Genomic DNA, 13,749 nt, shown 5'->3' on the forward strand with positions numbered 1-13,749 from the left:
AATCACCACACGGTCGGGCTTCATAAAGTCCTCTACGGCTACACCCTCACGCAAAAACTCGGGGGTTCGATACCACATCAAACAACTCCACTGAAGCATTTTTGGCAATAGCAGCATGTACTTTTTCGGCTGTACCCACAGGTACGGTACTCTTGTCGATAACCACCACGTATTGGTCCAAAATAGGCCCCAAGTCATTAGCAACCTTCAATATATATTTTAAGTCTGCTGAGCCATCTTCACCTGGAGGTGTTGGCAATGCCAAGAAAATCACCTTGGCATCTTGGATTCCCTCAGCTAAATTGGTCGTAAATTTTAATCTTCCTTCGGCGGTATTTCGGTTAAATAATACATCAAGACCTGGCTCATAAATTGGAATGATACCATTCTTCATCTTTTCGACCTTCTTTTCGTCGATGTCAACACAGGTGACTTGATTTCCTGTCTCGGCAAAACATGTCCCTGTTACAAGGCCCACATAGCCAGTTCCGATTACAGCAATTTTCATAAATACAGACGATATGTTCTATTAAACGTTGAGAAAATATAATAGTTGAGCTTAAAAGTATTAATAAAAAGAATGTATTTCTACTTTTATCTAACTAAAAATATATCAAACTAGATATTCTTCAAAAATAAGCTTTTTTATTAAGAAAAGTAAAAAGAGACCTAAAATGATTAGGTCTCTTTTATTGAACGGGCTAGGAGGCTAATAATCTTTATTTTACCACGTCTGTTATGACATTCCCTACTGTTCCGTTAGGTTCTAAAATACTCAATAAATCGGCTACTGTAGGGGCAATATCCGAAATATTGGTTCGCTGTGATGTTTCGCCATGTTTTACTTTCCAGCCGTAAAAAAGTAATGGAATGTGAGTATCATAACGATATACCGAACCATGAGTAGTACCTGTTTTTCTACCTGTAAACCAACCTGGGTTTAGGAAATAAAGAATATCTCCGCTACGTCGTGGATTGTAGCCGTTTCTGATATAACCCAACTGGTAAGTTGGTACGGTAGCATTAGCGATATTTTGTAAATCTATCACATCGGCAATGTCATCTCTTTTCAAAAGAGCTTCTCTAACTACTTGATAAACCTGCGACTGTGAAATATTACGAGCTTTTAGGGTTGTGTGGTTGAGATACAGCTGGTTATTTTCGTCGGCACGAATAAAATCACCTTCTCCAAAGGCTGCTTTAAGGGCTTCTTTGACATTGTTGGTAATATTTACGCCTTCAACAGTACCAGCAGGGAGTTTCTTTGAACGCCAGTAGCCTGGTACATCAGCTACACCGTGGTCGGCACTCAAAAACACCAATACATTTTCTTTTCCTAAATAGCCATCCAGAAAAGTCAATAAACTAGCAATATCTTTGTCTAAACGCAAATAAGTATCTTCTGCTTCGATAGAGTTAGGACCAAAAGCATGGCCTACATAATCGGTAGACGAAAAGCTAACAGTTAAGAAATCTGTTAGATTGCCTTTACCTAGTTGCTCATTTTGAATAGCCGACACGGCAAAATCCTTGGTTAGCGAGTTGCCATAAGGCGTTGAGCGAATTACCTCTAACAAATTAACACCTGCCTGTGCAGCTAATTCATGAGGAAATACAGGTTTTGATTCGCCACTCAATTTGCCTTCAAACGGTTGGTCATCGGCAGTACTTTCTGTATATTGGTCGATAGGCAAAAGGGTATTCCAGCCTTGAGCAATATATTTTTGGGCATTTTTCTGACCATTAAAATCTTTTACCCATTGTGGCAAATCATTCATGTAAAACGAAGAGGTGATCCAATGTCCATCTTTTGAATCAAACCAGTAAGCAGCGTTGGCTGTATGACCAGCAGGCAAAATAGCACCACGGTCTTTGAGGGCAATACCAATGGTTTTGGATTGATGATTATTGGCGATTTTTAATTGGTCGGTAATAGTAGATACCAAGAGGTTTTTAGGTGACATCAAGCCAGCCGAAGTACCCGAACCTACCGTTTTTACGGTTGAATCTTCAACACAATAAACAGTTCTGCCTGTTTTGGCATCAAACCATTCATTGCCAACAATACCGTCAACAGCAGGTACAGAACCCGTAAAGATAGCCGCATGACCTGCCGCAGTTACGGTTGGTACATAATCATAATGGTTGTTTCTACAATTGAAGCCTTCACCCATTAGTCGTTTAAAGCCACCTGCCGAGTATTTGTTGGCATAACGGTATAGGTAATCGTACCGCATTTGGTCAACAACAATACCTATTACTAGCTTGGGTTTGGCAGGAGTTATTTTGGAGGCTGATGCTACAGTTTTTTTGGTAGTAGTTTGTGCTTGCAAATCTGTTAGAACTGGGCAAAGGCCAAGTAACAGAACTAATATTTTTTTATGCATAATAAAGGTAGTTTTTTCACAAAGATAAGTAAACCCCAAGTTAAGTAGTTGAGGGTCTATGATTATCCTTTTGTGAAATTAGGGTAAAATAGGAATGTTTTCTAAAAAATGAATACTCTGGGTTTCCCAGTTAGTTTGGCAACAAAACTGTGTCATACCATTGGTGATGGTCAAGTATGGGCTTCTCAGAACCTGATTATATTGAGCTATTTGTTCAAAAACGCCCTGATTGAGTGCTACAAATGGAGCTTTACATTCTACAATCATAAATAGGCTACCGTTGCGGTCAAATACCTGAATGTCGGTTCGCTTTTGGAGCTGGTTGTATTGTAAACCACTTTCCAACTTGATTAAACTTTTGGGGTATTGGTGCTGTTTAATCAGGTAATGTACAAAATGCTGACGCACCCATTCTTCGGGAGTTAGAATCAGATACTTTTTGCGAAGCTCGTCGAAAATGTATAATTTTCCATCATTTTTTTTTAATTTGTAGTCAAATGTAGGAAGATTGAGTAACTCCATAACAAATCAATTCAGTAATTAAGAAGGCAAATATACGGCTAATAGACCGAAAAATAGCCCAGAAAGTATGAATTTAGACGATTCTGTATCAACCTCATCTTAATTTTTCAAATCAAATTCTAACTAAACAACCACTTCATCAGGTATGAAAACAAAAGAGGAAATAGTAAACAATTGGTTGCCAAGATATACTGGCACAGCTATCGAAGATTTTGGACAATATATTTTATTGACCAACTTCAGAAATTATGTAGATATGTTTGCTGATCAGTTTGGTGTTGCTATCAACGGTATCGACCGTCCAATGCAAACTGCTACAGCTAATAATATTACCATTATTAATTTTGGGATGGGTTCGCCAATGGCCGCTACTGTAATGGACATTCTGACAGCCATAGAACCTAAAGCTGTTTTATTTTTAGGAAAATGTGGCGGCTTAAAAAAGAATCTTGCTCTTGGTGATTTGATTTTGCCTATTGCTGCCGTAAGGGGAGAGGGTACTTCCGACGAATACATGCCTAAAGAAGTGCCAGCCTTGCCTTCTTTCCGATTGCAAAGGTCTGTTTCTTCTATGATTAAAAAACACGAACTTGATTATTGGACAGGGTTGATATACACTACCAATCGCCGTGTTTGGGAGCACGACGAGCAGTTTAAGCAGTACTTGACAGATATTCGTGCAATGGGAATAGACATGGAAACGGCTACTATTTTTACAGTAGGTTTTGCCAACAAAATTCCACACGGAGCTTTATTATTGGTATCAGACAACCCAATGACTCCCGATGGTGTAAAAACAGAGGAAAGTGATAAAAAAGTAACGGTCAATTTTGTAGAAAAACACCTGCAAATTGGTATTGATTCTCTTGAAGAATTGGCAATGTCTGGCGAATCAGTGAAACACCTTCGTTTTGAATAGCCCTTTATATTCACAAAAAAAGCCTGTTTAAGTGATTAAACAGGCTTTTTTGTGAATATCACTATTAGATTAATTACAAAAGTCTCTAATAACGGCATAAGCTGCTGTGTATCCTAGTTCACCTGCTTTACTCAAGTCGTTGCAACCTTCCATATCGCCCAAGGCATGACGAATAATACCTCGTACATAGAATGCTTCGGCATATTTAGGGTTCAATTTGAGGGCATTGGTACAATCTTGAATAGCCGAACGCTGGTCGCCCAATTGCGATTTTACCATACCTCTGGTAAAATACGCTTCTGCAAAAGTAGGGTTTAATGCAATAGCTTTGTTATAATCTTCAATAGCCGACTTCGTATCACCGATTTTTGCTTTAGAAAGCCCACGGTTAAAATATACTTCCGAACGCTCAGACGACATTTCTGCCATTTTCAATCTTTCAGACACACCACTACGCAAATCGTCTAGGATTTGCTTAGTAATAGGGCCAGCAAAAATCACTTTTTTAGATTCGATATTGCCAATAGAAACAGCTTTGTTGAAATCATCAATAGCTTCTTTTGTTTTACCTAATTTATTTTTAGCAAAACCACGGCCATAGTAAGCAGGAGCATTTTCGGGGTCTTGGCCCAAAGCTCTGTCAAAATCAATTTGAGCTCCAGCATAGTCTTCCATCTGGCTTTTACAGAAACCACGATAATATAGCGATTCTGCATCTTCAGGGCTAATTTCAAGAGCTTTTCCGTAGTCAGCGATAGCACCTTTATAATCGGTCATTTTCATTTTGCTGTAAGCACGGCCAGAATATGAAGACGGTCGTTTGGGGCTAAGTTCAATTGCTTTTGAAAAATCTTCTAAACTCCCTTTGTAATCTTCTAATTTTTGCTTAACTACACCTCTGGCAGAATACCCTAGGGCATTGTCGGGGGTCAAATCCAAAGATTTGTTGTAATCAGAAAGTGCACCTTTATAATTTTCTAATTTAGACTTACTATAACCACGACTAAAATAAGCATTGGCATCTACAGGGTTGAGGTCGATACCACGGTTATAATCTTGTAATGCACCTTTGTGGTCATCTTGGCGAGCTTTGCTTGTACCACGCCCCACATACGCATCGGCATAACGAGGGTTGATTTCAATAGCTTTGTCAAAATCGTTGATTGCACCTCGGTTATCTTTGAGGTTTGATTTTGTTACACCTCTACTATAGAAAGCCACAGCGTTGTCGGGCTGAAGCTGAAGAGCTTGTGTGAAATAATTTTGTGCTGCTGGATAATTGCCTTGACGACTTTGCATGACTCCCAAATCCATCAACTCCTGAAAAGTCTGGGTAGGTAGTGTTTGTTGTGAATATCCGTTGAAACTAATCAGCAAAATGGATAATAAAGAAGAATAAAAACTCTTTTTCATAGGGTCAAAATTGAAAAAATAAGTTTTAGTGATTAGTTAGTTATCTGAAAAATGAAGTAATGGGATAGACTAACCTTACGAATTGTTTTATAACTTTGTGAATATCAAAGATTCAGCCAAATTACTGAAAAATTAGCTTACAGCCAAAAATTAAAAGATAAACTGTCATGAAATTTGACTACCGATACAACATAAAAAAGATTGCATTAGGACTTTTCCTTGGTTTGGGTTTATTTATGGAGGGATGCCAAATTTTCAATAGAAACACTATTGTAGAGGATACCCGATGGAACAGAACCAATAGTAGTTACTCTTCTGGACAAACGTACTCGCCACCCCAAGCACGGGTGCTGTCGGCTGAAGAACGAATGAACCAATACTTTGACGCTCAGACGGCTGAGCTTAAAAAGCAAATTAAAATTAGCCCTGTCAATAAAGTAAACCCCAAGCTAATCCATATACGCTTTGACACCGATTCTTATTTTATTGGCAATAGCGAAGTACCATCTGAATTTGCAAAAATGAATATCGGAAATTTAGGAAGAGTTTTGCAAATGTACCCTTATACTTCGGTGATTATTGAAAGCTATACCGACGACAACGGAACAGATGATTATAACGATAGATTATCCTTGAGAAGGGTTTCGCAAGTGGCCAATTACTTGGTATTAATGGGTGTTGCACCCCAAAGACTCAAAGCCGCATGGTATGGAAAACGCAATTCAATTGCTACAAATGCCACTCCTGAAGGCCAAAGAATGAACAGAAGAATGGAAATTTTTGTGATGCCGCACAAAAGTTTATATGATAAAATTAGTAGCGATATGCGATTGGCAACAAACAACTAGCTAATAGTTCTATCGGCAAGAACTACTAGCTAGCCGTAAGGCTATAAAATTTGGCTTAGTCCAAAAGTAATTACAAAAAGAAGGGTTGTTAAAGCCATTCTTTTTAAAAAAGGGTCAATTTGTGCAGGCGTTTGGCCCTCTGCGACACCTCTACCTATTTTGATAAGCAATGGTAAGGTAATCAAGAATATCCAGTGAATCCAATGGCTACCTTCGGGCATAATGCTGGTATAAACCACAGCACATAAAAAACCTGTTATTAACAAAATCCAGTGGTATATTACGGCTTTGTCTTTTCCCAAACGCACAGGAATAGAGTTTTTTCCCGTTTTTGTATCCGATTCAATATCTCTGATATTATTGATATTGAGAACCCCCACCGCAAAAAGCCCACAAGAGGTAGCTGGTAAAAAGTTGTACCAATCAAACTGATGAGTGTGCAAAAAGTACGTACCCATTACACCAACCCAGCCAAAAAATATAAGTACCGATATATCGCCAAGACCCATATAGCCGTAAGGTTTTTTTCCAACGGTATAAGTAATAGACGCAATAATGGCCAAAATCCCTAAGCCAAAAAAGCTAAGAATAGTTTTGAAACTTGTATTGCTCAAGCCTTCTACAATGAGCCAAGAACCTGCAATAAATGACAACACCGACATCAAAATAATAGCATTACGCATTTGTTCACGGGTAATAGCTCCTGTTTGTACGGCACGAGTAGCCACTTTGCGGTCGGCATTGTCTACGCCACTTACGGTATCGCCATAATCATTGGCAAAGTTAGATAGTACTTGTAAGAAAGTGGTGGTGAGTACAGCGAGCCAAAAAATCTTCCAAGAGAAAGCATCGTGCCCAGCCGCCAAAAAGCTTCCCATTAGAATACTGGCTAATGCCAAAGGTAAGGTTCGTGGACGAGCAGCAGATATCCAATTTTTCATTTGTTAGGATCCGTTAATGTATTTACAAAAAATATCTTTAAAATAGCTTCATGGGTTATTCACTCAACTGCTTAAATACAAATGGTGAATAAAAACATTCTCAAAAATACGAATGCTTTTATTCACCATTGGCTAAAATCACAAAATTACTTATTGATAGCCGCTAAAAATTCTTCACTATCAGGTTTTACCTTCGAGGCAAAGAAATTAACAAGCTCTCCTTTTTCATTAATCAAGTATTTGCAGAAGTTCCAAGATGGTTCTTTGTCGTTCCATCCGTTTAGTTCTTTGGTAGTAAGCCATTTGTAAAGGTCACATTTGCCATCACCTTTCACAACTACCTTCGAGAACATAGGAAAGCTAACTCCGTAGTTTTTTTGGCAAAAAGAAGAAATTTCACTGTCAGAACCAGGCTCTTGTCCACCAAATTCGTTAGACGGAAAGCCCAATACTACGACTTTGTCTTTATGGCTTTTATAAAACGCTTCCCAGTCTGCATATTGAGGCGTAAAGCCACATTTGGATGCAGTATTCAAGATAACCACTTTCTTACCTTTGTAGATAGAAAGGTCTACGACTTTTCCCTCCAATGATTTTACTTTAAAATCATACAACGATTTACTAGCAACTACCTCTATTCCAGCGGGTTTGCTTTCGATGTCGTTTTGAGTAAAAGGAATGGCCAATGCACTCAATAAACTTCCGATTTTCATTAGTTTCAGAATCATAATTGTGATGATAGTTAAAATGATTATTAACAAGGGCTTTTTCATGTGAATGCACTAATTAGAAAAGGTTGTTACATTCTATTAGGAACATTTATACCTAATAACGCCATTCCTTTCTTAATTGTTTCGCCAACACATTTTGATAACTGTACTCTGAACTGCATCGCCTCTGGGCTTTCGGCATTAAATATGCTCAAATCTGCAAAAAGTCGGTTGTATGATTTAGCTAAATCGTACACATATTGGGCAATCAAGGCTGGCGAATATTCGCGTCCTGCATCTGCTACTTTTTGTGGATATTCGCTTAGTATAAAGATAATTTCACGTTCAACTTCGTGTAGTTGGGCATATTGGCTTGGCGTTGCAATATCAATACCTAAATCTACTGCTTTTTTCAAGATAGAACAAATACGAGCGTGAGTATATTGTACAAATGGCCCTGTATTGCCTTGGAAGTCAATAGATTCGGCAGGGTTAAACAGCATTCTTTTCTTGGGGTCTACTTTTAGTAAGAAATATTTCAAAGCACCCATTGCCAAGGTTTGGTAAAGTTCTTCTGCTTCTTCTTTTGAGAAACCATCAATTTTGCCTAATTCATCGGTACGTTCACGGGCAGTATCTTTCATTTCTTGCATTAGGTCGTCGGCATCTACCACTGTTCCCTCGCGTGACTTCATTTTACCCGATGGCAGGTCGACCATACCATAGCTCAAATGATAACAACCTTCTGCATACGGACGGCCTAATTTCTTCAAAATTTTGAATAATACTTCAAAGTGATAGTCCTGCTCGTTGCCTACTACATACAGTGATTTTGACATACCAAAATCTTTGTATTTCAAATCGGCTGTTCCCATATCTTGGGTAATATATACCGATGTACCATCTTTACGCAAAACTAGTTTTTGGTCAAGTCCTTCGTCGGTGAGGTCAATCCATACTGAACCGTCTTCTTTTTTGAAGAAAACACCTGCTGCCAAACCTTCTTCTACGGTTTCTTTACCCAACAAATAAGTGGCCGATTCTTTGTACATTTTATCGAAACTAACCCCCATTGTTTTGTACGTTTGGGCAAAACCTTCAAATACCCAATCGTTCATTTTTTGCCAAAGTGCCACCACTTCTTCGTCTCCTTGTTCCCATTTCAATAGCATATTTTGGGCTTCGAGCAACAATGGAGCTTGTTTTTTGGCATCATCTTCCGACAGCCCCTGTGCTTTTAGGGCATCTATTTCTACTTTGTAGTGTTTGTCGAACTCTACATAGTATTTTCCTACCAAATGGTCACCTTTCAGGTTGGCCGATTGGGGCGTTTCGTTATGGCCAAATTTTTGATAAGCCAACATCGACTTACAAATATGAATACCACGGTCGTTGACAAGGTTTGCTTTGATTACATTGTAGCCATTGGCTGCCAAAATTTGTGCTACCGAAAAGCCTAAAAAGTTATTGCGCAGGTGCCCTAAGTGCAAAGGCTTATTGGTATTTGGCGAAGAATACTCCACCATAACGGTTTCGTCCTTGGGGGTAAGTTGGCCAAAGCTAGTATCTGCGGCAATGGTATGAAATACCGATGTCCATGCCGAATCTGCAATTGAGATATTCAAAAAACCTTGTACAACATTGAATGCACTTACAATAGAAGTATTAGCAATAAGGTAATTGCCAATAGCATTCCCGATTTCGGCAGGCGATTTGCGAAGGGCTTTTACATAAGGAAATACTACGAATGTATAAAACCCTTCAAAATCCTTACGAGTAGGCTGAAGGGCAATATGGGCTTCGGTTACCTCAAATTCATTTTTGAGGGCTGTTTGGATACTGTCTTGTAATATTTTTTCGATGTTCATTGCGAGGAAATGTTTCCAGTAATAAAGCTGATAGGGCTACAGTTGGTTTTATGACAAAATCGACCAGTATTTTATTGAAAAATGCCTGTTGAATTGTGTATTTCAGACGAGCCCACCAATTAAGTTTGCAAAATTAGCCAAAATCCCCGCTTTAACCATACCACAAGATGAAAACCTCGTAGGTTTTTCTTTTGACTAAACATTGATTTGTGTAACTTGTTGTAGTAATAAACGCTCTAACTATGAATCGGTTTTTTTCTGCTAACACAAGATTATATGCTCGTTTTCAGCGGGTTGTTATTGTCCTATTACATAATATGCCTTTACGGCTCAGGAAGGTATATAATCGGCTATCACTATGGGTGTTTTGCCTTTTATTGATTTCTTTTTCGGGAATGGCACAGCTTCAGCAAATTGCTCAATTAGAATATATTAAAGACCCCAAACAAAGCCAAGAAATGGATTTGTTACCCTTGCAAGATGCAGGGGCATTGCTGACTTTTGAAAAAAATGAGGTTTTTGGCAAAAGTATTACTTGGGATTTTGTGAGAATAGACTCGTCGCTGAAGGAACTTTGGAAAACCAAATTTGAAATTCCCAACAACTTTGAGCCAAGTTTATCTTTTCAAAACAAAGAGTATTTGTTTTGGCTGTTTATCGAACCCGAAACAGTTAATATCCAGATAATGAGGCTCGATCTTGCCATAGGTGAGCTCGACGAGTTTAAAGGAAAACTCTTGGGTGTGGTCGATATTTCACATTTTAAGGTATTAGGTAATACCGCATTTATTGGAGGTGTTTATTTTGATAAGCCCGTAGTACTTTCTTTTTCTTTCTTCAATCAGGCTTCCAAAGTGCTGCATGGTATTTATGACAAACACCTTGAAGTAAATGCGTTGGAAATTGATGAAAAAAGAAACGAACTCAATGTTATTATCAAAGAACGCCGCAATGGGCGCTGTGGCTTGGGTATTCAGAGTTATTCGTATGAAGGCAAATTGCTAAGAAGTATTCATGTTCCAACTATCGATAACAACAGTTTGAGCTTTATTAGTGGCAAAATGCTGCCGATTTCTGAGCATGAAAGTATGCTTGTGGGGAATTATTCAACCAATTGTAGCGAATATTCAAAAGGACTCTATCTGACCCGACTCGAAGATGGCGAAGAGAAAGGGACAAGTACCATCACTTTTGCGGATTTGCAGAGCTTTTTCAGCTATATGTCGCCCAAAAGGCAGGAGCGAGTTCGTGAAAAAATTGAGAAAAAGAAAAAAGAAGGTAAAGAACCACATTTTACCTACAAATTATTGGTGCATAACCTCGAAAAAACACCTAGAGGATTTTTATTGGTAGCCGAAGTGTACTACCCTAGTGCTACAAGCTATAGTTCGTCTAATTATATGATGGTGGGTGCTAGTTTAAGAAACAAAGTAGCCAAAGACAAAGCTCTTAGCTACAGGTTTACACATGCGGTTGTTTGTGAGTTTGACCTCAAAGGAAAAATTTTGTGGGACAACGCCATGATAATGGATAACCTAGAAAGCAAAGATTTGGTAGAACAGATTCAAGTAAGCCATTTGGGCAACGAGCTAGTGATGGCTTATTTTGAAAAAGGAAAGGTCTATTCTCAACGGATTCATGAAAATAAGTTGGTGGGCGAAAAGGCAATTTTTGAAATAAAATCCGATGAAACCACCAATCGAATAGATGAAGAGGCCACCGTAGCGGCTTGGTATAAGCAGTTTTTTATAGCATGGGGAACACGCAAAGTAGAAGGGAAAAGGGCAGATACGCCTGATACCGAATTATTTTACCTTCGTAAATTAACCTATTCTAACTCCTCTGGTGTGGTTAATGGTCAGTAAAAACAGAGAACATATCTTGTTTTATCAAGAAAGTGGTATTTGACAAAAAACATATCAAATCCATTATTGTTGTATCTTTGTGAAAAAATAAAATAGTATGATTGAGTTATATAAAGAAGCTGTTGGTCATTTAAAAAAAGGCGATGCCATTTTGTATCCTTCCGATACTATTTGGGGTTTGGGTTGTGATGCTCGCAACGAAAAAGCAGTAGATAAATTATTGTCTATTAAGAAACGTCCTGAAAATAAGGCGTTTATCGTGTTGATTTCTAAAGTAGAACAATTGTCGGAGTATGTAGTTGAAATACCCGAACTAGCTTGGAATTTGGTAGAGTTTGCCGAAAAGCCGTTGACCGTTATATATCCTAAAGGCAAAAACCTGGCTCCTAATTTGATGGGGCCCGATGGTAGTATTGCTATTCGTTTGGTAAAAGATGAATTTTGCAAAGGGTTAGTTTACCGAATGGAGCGAGCCATTGTATCCACTTCTGCCAACTTTTCGGGGCAGCCTAGTCCACAAAGTTTTGCCGATATTCATCCCGACTTAATTGCTCAGGTTGATTATGTTTTAAAGAACCCCAAAGGTGAAAACCCTAATCCTCAACCTTCGCAAATTGTCAAATTAGGGCTTTATGGTGAATTTGAGTTTATCAGAAAATAAGCTAAGTATATCAACTAGAAACGATAACTACTAAATAGCTAATGGATAGGCGTTTATTTAGTAGAAAGCTTGTCTTTTTGATTACTTACAACAAATAATTAAAACTTTTGCAGAGCCAAAAGTTAATGAATAGCCATTTGTATTGGGCTAGAAAATATGAATTTTACAGAAACATTACATAGTAATCCAATATTTCAGTTGGTGGCCGATTCGGCACAGCAGCTCAACGTTCGTACTTATGTCGTAGGAGGTTTTGTACGTGACTTGATTTTAAAAAGACCCTCCAAAGATATTGATATTGTATGCGTTGGTTCAGGTATTGAATTGGCAGAATTAGTAGCCAAAAAATCGGGAAGAGACGACACCTATTTGTCTGTATTCAAAAACTTTGGAACGGCAATGATACGTATTGATGACTGGGAGGTAGAGTTTGTTGGAGCCAGGAAAGAGTCGTATCGAAGCGATTCTCGAAAGCCAATCGTAGAAGATGGAACACTCGAAGATGACCAAAATAGACGTGATTTTACTATTAATGCAATGGCTATTTCACTCAATAAGGCTGATTTTGGCGAGCTTATAGATCCATTCGATGGTATTTCTGACCTGCGTCGTAGAATTGTCAAAACTCCATTAGCACCCGATATTACTTTTTCAGACGACCCACTGCGTATGATGCGTGCTGTTCGATTTGCTACACAGCTCAATTTCGATATTCATCCCGATACTTTCGATGCCCTTATTGCTATGAAAGACCGCATCGAGATTATCTCAAAAGAGCGTATCACCGAAGAGCTCAATAAAATTATTTTGGCGAGTGTGCCTTCTTATGGCTTCAAATTACTCGATACGTGTGGTTTGTTGGATTTGATATTCCCTGAGTTTTGTAAACTAAAAGGAGTAGAAACAGAAGAAGGGAAAGGTCATAAAGATAACTTTTACCATACATTACAGGTACTTGACAATGTAGCCAAAAAAAGTGATGATTTGTGGACTCGCTGGGCGGCAATTTTACACGATATTGCCAAACCTGCAACCAAACGATTTGATAAGAAAAAAGGATGGACTTTTCATGGACACGAGGAGGCCGGAGCAAAAATGGTAAAGCCTATTTTTACCAATATGCGTTTGCCCCTGAATGAAAAAATGCGATATGTAAAACGCTTGGTTCGCTTGCATTTACGCCCAATAGCTTTGTCGAAAGAAACTATCACAGATTCGGCACTCAGACGATTACTTTTTGAGGCTGGCGAAGATTTGGAAGGTTTGATGACCCTTTGTCGTGCCGATATTACGTCTAAGAATGGGGAAAAAGTAAAGCGATATTTGCGTAATTTTGATATTGTTGAACAAAAGCTCAAAGAGGTAGAAGAAAATGATAAACTCCGTAAATTTCAGCCTGTAATTACTGGTGAAATGATTATGGAAACCTTTGGAATTAGCCCTTCAAAGGAAGTAGGACTTATCAAAGTGGCTGTCAGGGAAGCTATTTTAGAAGGACAAATCGAAAATACCATAGAATCGGGTATGCCTTTTGTACTAGAAGAAGGGCGAAAATTGGGATTAACGCCTGCTCTATAAATACGAGCTGATAGTACGAGATTTTTGCAACAAGTTA

At 38.5% G+C, this 13,749-nt stretch carries 11 protein-coding genes and 1 pseudogene; 5 read left to right on the top strand and 7 right to left on the bottom strand.

The genetic code is table 11. The annotated features are described in order from the left end of the window. The 3 genes and pseudogenes from FLEMA_RS75030 to FLEMA_RS0160405 all read right to left on the bottom strand — a co-directional run. Nucleotides 1–508, bottom strand: a pseudogene (locus FLEMA_RS75030) (nucleotide sugar dehydrogenase); the annotation flags it as partial. 211 nt (nucleotides 509–719) lie between these two features. Beyond that, nucleotides 720–2,387, bottom strand: a complete 1,668-nt coding sequence (pafA, locus tag FLEMA_RS0160400) for an alkaline phosphatase PafA (protein WP_026997474.1) — start codon at nucleotides 2,385–2,387, stop codon at nucleotides 720–722. A gap of 78 nt (nucleotides 2,388–2,465) precedes the next feature. Beyond that, nucleotides 2,466–2,909 carry a type I restriction enzyme HsdR N-terminal domain-containing protein gene (locus FLEMA_RS0160405; RefSeq protein ID WP_026997475.1) on the bottom strand — a complete coding sequence of 148 codons (444 nt, stop codon included), beginning with the start codon at nucleotides 2,907–2,909 and terminating at the stop codon, nucleotides 2,466–2,468. A gap of 145 nt (nucleotides 2,910–3,054) precedes the next feature. On the opposite strand from FLEMA_RS0160405, the gene FLEMA_RS75035 reads away from it, so the two are divergent. Beyond that, nucleotides 3,055–3,828: an AMP nucleosidase gene (locus FLEMA_RS75035; RefSeq protein ID WP_044173937.1), complete on the top strand. Its 774-nt coding sequence runs from the start codon at nucleotides 3,055–3,057 to the stop codon at nucleotides 3,826–3,828. A 69-nt stretch (nucleotides 3,829–3,897) separates the two neighbouring features. Here FLEMA_RS75035 and FLEMA_RS0160430 read toward each other — a convergent pair whose 3' ends face one another. Continuing rightward, entirely contained in the window at nucleotides 3,898–5,241 is a 1,344-nt protein-coding gene (locus tag FLEMA_RS0160430; RefSeq protein WP_026997477.1) for a tetratricopeptide repeat protein, read from the bottom strand. A gap of 167 nt (nucleotides 5,242–5,408) precedes the next feature. Here FLEMA_RS0160430 and FLEMA_RS75040 point away from each other — a divergent pair, with 167 nt between their 5' ends. Next, the gene (locus FLEMA_RS75040; protein ID WP_081681399.1) at nucleotides 5,409–6,089 is read left to right on the top strand and encodes an OmpA family protein; all 681 of its coding nucleotides are present in this window, start codon (nucleotides 5,409–5,411) and stop codon (nucleotides 6,087–6,089) included. A gap of 41 nt (nucleotides 6,090–6,130) precedes the next feature. On the opposite strand, the gene FLEMA_RS0160460 is transcribed toward FLEMA_RS75040, so the two are convergent. From FLEMA_RS0160460 to argS, 3 genes are all read right to left on the bottom strand, one after another. Further along, nucleotides 6,131–7,030 carry a 1,4-dihydroxy-2-naphthoate polyprenyltransferase gene (locus FLEMA_RS0160460; RefSeq protein WP_026998023.1) on the bottom strand — a complete coding sequence of 300 codons (900 nt, stop codon included), beginning with the start codon at nucleotides 7,028–7,030 and terminating at the stop codon, nucleotides 6,131–6,133. 146 nt (nucleotides 7,031–7,176) lie between these two features. Then, the gene (locus FLEMA_RS0160465; RefSeq protein ID WP_229359530.1) at nucleotides 7,177–7,758 is read right to left on the bottom strand and encodes a glutathione peroxidase; all 582 of its coding nucleotides are present in this window, start codon (nucleotides 7,756–7,758) and stop codon (nucleotides 7,177–7,179) included. Nucleotides 7,759–7,829: 71 nt separating this feature from the next. Next, complete coding sequence (gene argS, locus FLEMA_RS0160470) at nucleotides 7,830–9,608, bottom strand: arginine--tRNA ligase (RefSeq protein ID WP_026997478.1); 1,779 nt, start codon at nucleotides 9,606–9,608, stop codon at nucleotides 7,830–7,832. A gap of 242 nt (nucleotides 9,609–9,850) precedes the next feature. Here argS and FLEMA_RS75045 point away from each other — a divergent pair, with 242 nt between their 5' ends. The 3 genes from FLEMA_RS75045 to FLEMA_RS75055 all read left to right on the top strand — a co-directional run bounded on the left by FLEMA_RS75045 (nucleotide 9,851) and on the right by FLEMA_RS75055 (nucleotide 13,712). Next, on the top strand, nucleotides 9,851–11,473 hold the full coding sequence (locus FLEMA_RS75045; protein WP_144080170.1) for a hypothetical protein: 1,623 nt from the start codon (nucleotides 9,851–9,853) through the stop codon (nucleotides 11,471–11,473). A gap of 97 nt (nucleotides 11,474–11,570) precedes the next feature. Further along, entirely contained in the window at nucleotides 11,571–12,134 is a 564-nt protein-coding gene (locus tag FLEMA_RS75050) for an L-threonylcarbamoyladenylate synthase (protein ID WP_044173945.1), read from the top strand. Nucleotides 12,135–12,290: 156 nt separating this feature from the next. Then, nucleotides 12,291–13,712: a CCA tRNA nucleotidyltransferase gene (locus tag FLEMA_RS75055; protein ID WP_044173947.1), complete on the top strand. Its 1,422-nt coding sequence runs from the start codon at nucleotides 12,291–12,293 to the stop codon at nucleotides 13,710–13,712. Nucleotides 13,713–13,749: the final 37 nt, after the last annotated feature.

Origin of the sequence: Flectobacillus major DSM 103, assembly GCF_000427405.1 — a bacterium.
GTDB lineage: Bacteria > Bacteroidota > Bacteroidia > Cytophagales > Spirosomataceae > Flectobacillus > Flectobacillus major.

Excerpts from the sequence above, each read along its gene's own strand:
- pafA (WP_026997474.1), bottom strand. The coding sequence starts at position 2,387 with ATGCATAAAAAAATATTAGTTCTGTTACTTGGCCTTTGCCCAGTTCTA.
- FLEMA_RS0160405 (WP_026997475.1), bottom strand. The coding sequence starts at position 2,909 with ATGGAGTTACTCAATCTTCCTACATTTGACTACAAATTAAAAAAAAAT.
- FLEMA_RS75035 (WP_044173937.1), top strand. The coding sequence starts at position 3,055 with ATGAAAACAAAAGAGGAAATAGTAAACAATTGGTTGCCAAGATATACT.
- FLEMA_RS0160430 (WP_026997477.1), bottom strand. The coding sequence starts at position 5,241 with ATGAAAAAGAGTTTTTATTCTTCTTTATTATCCATTTTGCTGATTAGT.
- FLEMA_RS75040 (WP_081681399.1), top strand. The coding sequence starts at position 5,409 with ATGAAATTTGACTACCGATACAACATAAAAAAGATTGCATTAGGACTT.
- FLEMA_RS0160460 (WP_026998023.1), bottom strand. The coding sequence starts at position 7,030 with ATGAAAAATTGGATATCTGCTGCTCGTCCACGAACCTTACCTTTGGCA.
- FLEMA_RS0160465 (WP_229359530.1), bottom strand. The coding sequence starts at position 7,758 with ATGATTCTGAAACTAATGAAAATCGGAAGTTTATTGAGTGCATTGGCC.
- argS (WP_026997478.1), bottom strand. The coding sequence starts at position 9,608 with ATGAACATCGAAAAAATATTACAAGACAGTATCCAAACAGCCCTCAAA.
- FLEMA_RS75045 (WP_144080170.1), top strand. The coding sequence starts at position 9,851 with ATGAATCGGTTTTTTTCTGCTAACACAAGATTATATGCTCGTTTTCAG.
- FLEMA_RS75050 (WP_044173945.1), top strand. The coding sequence starts at position 11,571 with ATGATTGAGTTATATAAAGAAGCTGTTGGTCATTTAAAAAAAGGCGAT.
- FLEMA_RS75055 (WP_044173947.1), top strand. The coding sequence starts at position 12,291 with ATGAATTTTACAGAAACATTACATAGTAATCCAATATTTCAGTTGGTG.